The organism is Bacillus sp. AY2-1, assembly GCF_008368965.1.
Lineage (GTDB): Bacteria > Bacillota > Bacilli > Bacillales > Bacillaceae_G > Bacillus_A > Bacillus_A thuringiensis_S.
In genome coordinates this window covers 1-5,633 of the sequence record NZ_QPEL01000106.1, presented here as the reverse complement: position 1 = coordinate 5,633, position 5,633 = coordinate 1, and the positions used below count along the sequence as shown (strand labels likewise).

The window sequence follows — 5,633 nt, the reverse complement described above, 5'->3', positions numbered from 1 at the left end:
AGAACTGTTACTATGCTTCTAAGCATTGCTATCCAATTACCTGCTTTAGAGAATCCTTTAATACCAGCAAAAAATTTATATTATGCTTCATAGGTTGCTCCTTTGTTATCAAAATATTTCTATTAAATTTTAATGGAAAATATAAGAAAAAGATAGTGGTTATAAATTGGAATGAATCTTTTAACAAAATAATCCTTTTGTTTAAAGAAAAATAAGCTACCAAGTTACATTTATTAGAAATATTTTCTAAGGTATTCTTAAGAAGATGGGAATAGAAAGAATATCTTCGAGAGGAAAGGGATTAATTTATGTTAGGAAATTGGTTGGGTAAATTAAAAGAACCTAAATGTATACATAGATATAAACTTATTAATAGTCATGACAATGAAGATTTTAAAACTGGTAAGATGGGGATAGTTAGTTATTTCAAATGTGAAAAGTGTGGGAAAGAGAAGGAAATCAGCAAATATACTAATGATGTTAATAGTGACTATTGGGATATTTAAAACAACATTCGAATATCGTCCAGCTAGAAAACTAGAGGACACCAATTCATTAAAGCAGCAATTAAGGCTGTTTTACGAATGGGTGTCCTTTTTATTTTGAAAAGGGAGATGGGGTAATGGAGGGGTTAAAAAATCAGTTACATGAATGGAAAAAGAAATCCAAGCAAGAAAAGAAGAAAAAACCAAAAGAGAAATTAAGTACTCGTGAAATTGAGGATTTAATGGGGATGCATAGACCTTGTTATGAACGAAGACGTGGAGCAATAAGACAAAAATAATCTAAAAATAAAAAGGAGCGGTCTTATATGACTAAACAATTATCTTTCTTACCAAAAATTGATAGAACAGCGAAACAAGAGGAATTAGAAGGCGTGTTGGAAAGTGTACGTATACATAGGAAATGTGAAAATTAGAAACAGATTCTTTCTTCTAGTAGAAATTGAAGTGGAAGTTGGAAATGTAGCTATAGAGGAATTTGTTTTTATTCGAATATCTGAGCAAGAAGCTAGAACATTGTTAGTAGGGGGTATTCAACGTTGTACTATTTCTAATTGTATTCCTAGGTCTCATGATGATTTAGAAGTAGAATTCATTTGTGTTTTAATCGTGGGTGGGGAAGCATTTGCGGTTTTTGATGTAGAAGACGATGTTGATGAAGCTGTACTTGTTCCAATTTCATTAAGAGAAGCCGAGCGTTTAATCTGTAGAGGAGCAAGACGATGTACAGTTATTAATAGATAAGAGTAAGCCTTTTTATGTTGTATATGTTGAAGATCTTTTAAATGAAAATACCCTAAATCACGGATACATAAATCATTTGGTGCTACAGTTGGAATACACAGAGAACCATAGGTTCGATTATGTTGTTTCCCTGGACCTGTATGGATATATAGGAATTGTCCGCTTAATAGGTCATATTCAAGTTGAATTTTCATCCCAGCAGTATGGCTACATCCTCCAGCCCAGGATAAATGGTTGAAAATATATCTGGAAGCTGAAATGCAGTGGAATCTAAAATGCGAATACGCTTGAAAACAGAGGTGTATGGAGAAGAAAGTGGTATAGATGAAGTTAATTTGTTATTTAGAAGGTTAGTCAATATATGTTGCAAAAACTGAACGGCTGATTTATTAAACCTTTGATTCAGTCCTTCCTGACTGATGAGTACTTCTGTGGATGATTCTAAACAGCTAGATAACTGAGCTAAAGAGGTTGTAGCGATATTTTGACTCATCCATATACATAAAGCGACTAAATCTTACTGGTTCGTTGCACGAAACCAACATCTCTAGCAAGATCCCGTAAGGTATTTGGAGATAAAAAACTTTGAATCTCTTGAGCAAATAGTTGTAATTCATCAGATACAGAAATAGACATACAAAAACGCCATCCTTTCCTATGATTCTACAAAAAGAATAGCGTATTTTTTCATTTTAGGGGAGATTTTGTTGAATTAGCTTGATAGCGATTAGTGGTACCCCTTATAGGATAATAGAAGTTTTGCATTTTCAATTTTTTTACACTCTATTAACAAGGCAGTTATAGCATCCTGGTTTAGCGTTAAGAATATGAATATATTCTACTTCTTTATTATCAAAAATTTCATCTATATTTTCTCTTAAATTTACACCTTCTGTAATCCTTGCTTCTACAATCATTGAGTCAGCATTGTAGCCGTGTACAGATAGATACCTATGATGTAACATATGCGGAATTTCATTTACATCTAGCTTAGCAGTAGTTGCTCCCTTTCGTATAAATATAGGACCACTTGCTTTATAAGGCGAATTAACACTATGATATTGGTAATTCAGTAAAATTACCTCTTCTCCTACCTCTGCATCCTTCAAACTTACCCTGCAAGGATATCCAGGATTTTTATTTGCTATTATTTTGACTGCCCCGATATTTTTTAATACTTCTTCATTCATTAGAAATAGGTTATTAAACTCCTTCTCTTGTAACGCAACGATTTGAAAGTTATTTCTCATATTCTACCCCTCCTTAATTAGTTGTTATAAAGCAATTCACTAATGATGCTACCACTAAAGTTCATAAAACTTGTTCAATAATGCTGCCCGTTTGTTGAGGATTGAATTAAAAAGCCTACAATTCTATAACAGAGAAAAAATTGCTTATTATTGTTCAATACAAAGTTGTTTACTTTTAATCAATCAGTAATGATTTATCGAAAAATACGATGAGTACAAAGCACTCTTGTTAATTCATGCTATCTTTTGTTAAAGAACGTGAATTCAGTCAAGTTCTTGGTTTACGGTATTTCCACTATGGAAAGCCCGGAATTGACTCGGTGAAAACCCTGTATTTCTTTTAAATGCATTATAAAAGCTAGATACACTTTGATAGCCTGTTTGATAACCAATCTCTGTACTATTAAAGACCGTTGTCAAGAGCAGTTCCTTTGCTTTCTTAACTCTGATCCTTTCTAGATATATTCGAGGAGTATACCCTGTTCTTTCTTTGAAACTCCGATTTAAATGAAAACGACTAACTCCTACCCTTGATGCAATTTCATTTAAAGACATGTTTTGAACATAATTATTTTTTTTCAATCGCATAATATCTTCTAAAACGCATTCGAACGGGTCGTATATTTTTATATTTAGATCTGATCGGCATCTTTTGCATGGGCGATAGCCTGCCCTTTGAGCTTCTTGCGCATTTGAAAAAAAGGATACATTTTCATAATTAGGAACCTTAGACTTGCAAGAAGGCCGGCAGAAAATTCCAGTTGTCTTGACTGCGTAAAAGAATATCCCGTCATACGCTGAATCACATGATACTGTTGCTTTCCACATGGTATCTCTAGAAAGGTTATTTTGATCTTTCATTAGATTTTAATCCTCCCTTGTAGGCGAAAATCTTATTACTTAAAATCATATAAATCACATATATAGCCACGACAATTAACGGAACAAATATATACAATTGAAAAAATGGAATCACCAGCAAACATAAAATGAAAGAGATTAACGATGCCCACCATGCCAGTGTGTTCTTCCTAAATAATTTAACGCCTGCCGCCATTGAAAGAACATAAACTAGAATCCCAAGAGAAGTCGGTATAAACAAAATATCATCAAACGTTAGTGACAAAGCTTTTGTCACTAACACACCTGCTACCGAAAAACAGATAACAAACAATACCATCTGTCTTGGAATTTGAGTAGTTGCATGCAGCCTTGAGAAAAATTTTGGGAAAGCACCATCTCTGCTTAATGAATATCCTAATTGCGTTAGGCTGGCTACAAAAGCATTCGCTGTCCCTGTACAAATAATTAAAGCTAAAACAGCTGTAACGACTTTGGCACCTCCGCCTACTGTACCTCCCATTATAACACCGATAGGAGACAGGTTGCTTTCTTGACTGCCATACGTGGCCGTTCCAATAGTGACAAGACTTAGCGCTAAAAATAATAATCCAATGACAACTGCACTAATAACTGTTCCTTTGACAATATCTTTTTCTGGCCTTTTAAAGTGCTCAGCCAGATTACAAATCGCCTCCCAACCGAAAAATGCCCAAAAGATAACCGTTATAGCGTTCCCGACAGAAAACCATCCATTTGGAACAAAGGGAGTAAAATTCCCCCATTGTATTCTTGGAAATGCCACAAATACAGCTGACGCTAAAAGAATCAGTAATAAGGAACTTAAAATCACTGCAACTTTACCACTAACATTTACGCCGTAATAATTGGAAACACCTGCAATTACCAAAATAAAGACGGCAATTATAATTGTTTCAAAATGCGAAAATCCAAATGCCTGACTGACGTAAAAAGCACCAGTTAAAGATACAATCGTTTGACCAACTGCTGCTGTTACAAAGTAAAACCACCCAACGATATTGCCAAGATGATATCCAAAAGAATTTCTAACAAAGGTTGCTGCTCCACCAGAATCAGGATATATCCGTGCCAAACTAGCAAAGGAATAAGCAAGCGGAAAACTAATTATAATAACGATAAACCAGGATACAATAGATGCAGGGCCCGCTATTGAGGCCGTTACCCCCGATAAAAAAAGGACACCTGATCCTAGAATAGCTGAAATGTATAACGCAATTCCTTGAAATAATCCAATGGCTTTATTGTTCATGATCTCCCCCCTTTTATAGGATTTAGTGTACTAGTAAAAAGGGGGGGATTCTTCTTGTTTTTTGCGGTTTAATTCGTTTAATAAAACAATCAAAAGCATTTTTATTATATTTCTTCTTCAACAATCGGGCCAGATTGTTGAAGAAAGTAGCCTGTTCCAATAAAGAACTTTATTATTCAGTAAACAACTTGTCATGAAACCATAAAACGAACCGAAATTTTTCTTAAGGGTAGAAAATTCGGCTCGCTTTATGTTGGGATTTGCTTAGCTTATATTTTCGTTAAAATGTGGGCGGGATCCCATGCCCATCAAGCTAACATTTTGAGACATCTCCATTACGAGAAATCTTCAAGAAAACAGACTTTGAAGTAAGGATACTATATACACGTATAGTACTCGCTAATTGGTGCTTTGGCTTTATGGATGCTTATAGTAATCTATATAAAATAATCTTTTTTTATAAATAAAAGGGCCTGATGTGAGAGAAAAGGCCTTTTCAAAAATTGCATATGAGGAAAATCAATGTCAATAGTTTAATACCAATAAATAAGAATTAATTCCAGGTATTAAGTATTGAGAAATAAAAAATATTTAACGCAACAAATTGGTTAACTTTATGAGCTAACCAATTGTTACACAAAAGAAAATTAGGCCCTCTAAGTAATAGATGTGTAACTTAAAGTTACAGTTATAGTGTAAGCGAGATTGAAAATGTTATACGAAAGTAATTCTGTTAAAAAGTTTCATTTTGTCATAAATAAAAGAGCAGTTAGCCCAGCCTAACTGCTCGATACAGAGGTAATAATCTAGCTACATAGATATTATATGCTGAGTTATTGATTTTATTTGTGTAAAAAACAAAAGAGCAGCTAACAAAACCTAGCCGCTCTAAACAGTGATGTGTCTCTAGATGTAGTTGTAGTATAAACAGAATGCTGAGTTTTATTCATGGGGAGATAGAAATGAGCTTGAAAATAGAATATAGTCCGGCTAGAAAACTAGAGG

6 protein-coding genes and 2 pseudogenes are annotated in these 5,633 nt (G+C 34.0%); 3 read left to right on the top strand and 5 right to left on the bottom strand.

The annotated features are described in order from the left end of the window. Positions 1-223, bottom strand: a pseudogene (locus DN403_RS32365) (hypothetical protein); the annotation flags it as partial. Between the two features lie 85 nt (positions 224-308). Here DN403_RS32365 and DN403_RS22815 point away from each other — a divergent pair. From DN403_RS22815 to DN403_RS22810, 3 genes are all read left to right on the top strand, one after another. Beyond that, positions 309-506 carry a hypothetical protein gene (locus DN403_RS22815; protein ID WP_000901426.1) on the top strand — a complete coding sequence of 66 codons (198 nt, stop codon included), beginning with the start codon at positions 309-311 and terminating at the stop codon, positions 504-506. A gap of 116 nt (positions 507-622) precedes the next feature. Next, positions 623-784: a hypothetical protein gene (locus DN403_RS31280; protein WP_002082702.1), complete on the top strand. Its 162-nt coding sequence runs from the start codon at positions 623-625 to the stop codon at positions 782-784. A gap of 103 nt (positions 785-887) precedes the next feature. Then, positions 888-1,247, top strand: a complete 360-nt coding sequence (locus DN403_RS22810) for a hypothetical protein (protein WP_098437260.1) — start codon at positions 888-890, stop codon at positions 1,245-1,247. 2 nt (positions 1,248-1,249) lie between these two features. Here DN403_RS22810 and DN403_RS22805 read toward each other — a convergent pair. The 4 genes and pseudogenes from DN403_RS22805 to DN403_RS22790 form a co-directional block, all read right to left on the bottom strand. Continuing rightward, positions 1,250-1,883 (bottom strand): annotated as a pseudogene (locus DN403_RS22805) (IS4 family transposase); the annotation flags it as partial. A 140-nt stretch (positions 1,884-2,023) separates the two neighbouring features. Next, positions 2,024-2,497 carry a DUF1203 domain-containing protein gene (locus tag DN403_RS22800; protein ID WP_149185762.1) on the bottom strand — a complete coding sequence of 158 codons (474 nt, stop codon included), beginning with the start codon at positions 2,495-2,497 and terminating at the stop codon, positions 2,024-2,026. Positions 2,498-2,761: 264 nt separating this feature from the next. Then, a complete protein-coding gene (locus DN403_RS22795) occupies positions 2,762-3,358 on the bottom strand; it encodes a bifunctional transcriptional activator/DNA repair enzyme AdaA (protein WP_149185761.1) in 597 nt (198 codons plus the stop codon). Next, positions 3,342-4,628, bottom strand: coding sequence for an APC family permease (locus DN403_RS22790; RefSeq protein WP_098437258.1), 1,287 nt, complete (start codon positions 4,626-4,628; stop codon positions 3,342-3,344). The genes DN403_RS22795 and DN403_RS22790 overlap by 17 nt, the downstream gene beginning before the upstream one ends. Between the last annotated feature and the right edge of the window lie 1,005 nt (positions 4,629-5,633).

Coding starts and splice junctions, on each gene's coding strand:
- DN403_RS22815 (WP_000901426.1), top strand. CDS start 309: ATGTTAGGAAATTGGTTGGGTAAATTAAAAGAACCTAAATGTATACAT.
- DN403_RS31280 (WP_002082702.1), top strand. CDS start 623: ATGGAGGGGTTAAAAAATCAGTTACATGAATGGAAAAAGAAATCCAAG.
- DN403_RS22800 (WP_149185762.1), bottom strand. CDS start 2,497: ATGAGAAATAACTTTCAAATCGTTGCGTTACAAGAGAAGGAGTTTAAT.
- DN403_RS22795 (WP_149185761.1), bottom strand. CDS start 3,358: ATGAAAGATCAAAATAACCTTTCTAGAGATACCATGTGGAAAGCAACA.
- DN403_RS22790 (WP_098437258.1), bottom strand. CDS start 4,628: ATGAACAATAAAGCCATTGGATTATTTCAAGGAATTGCGTTATACATT.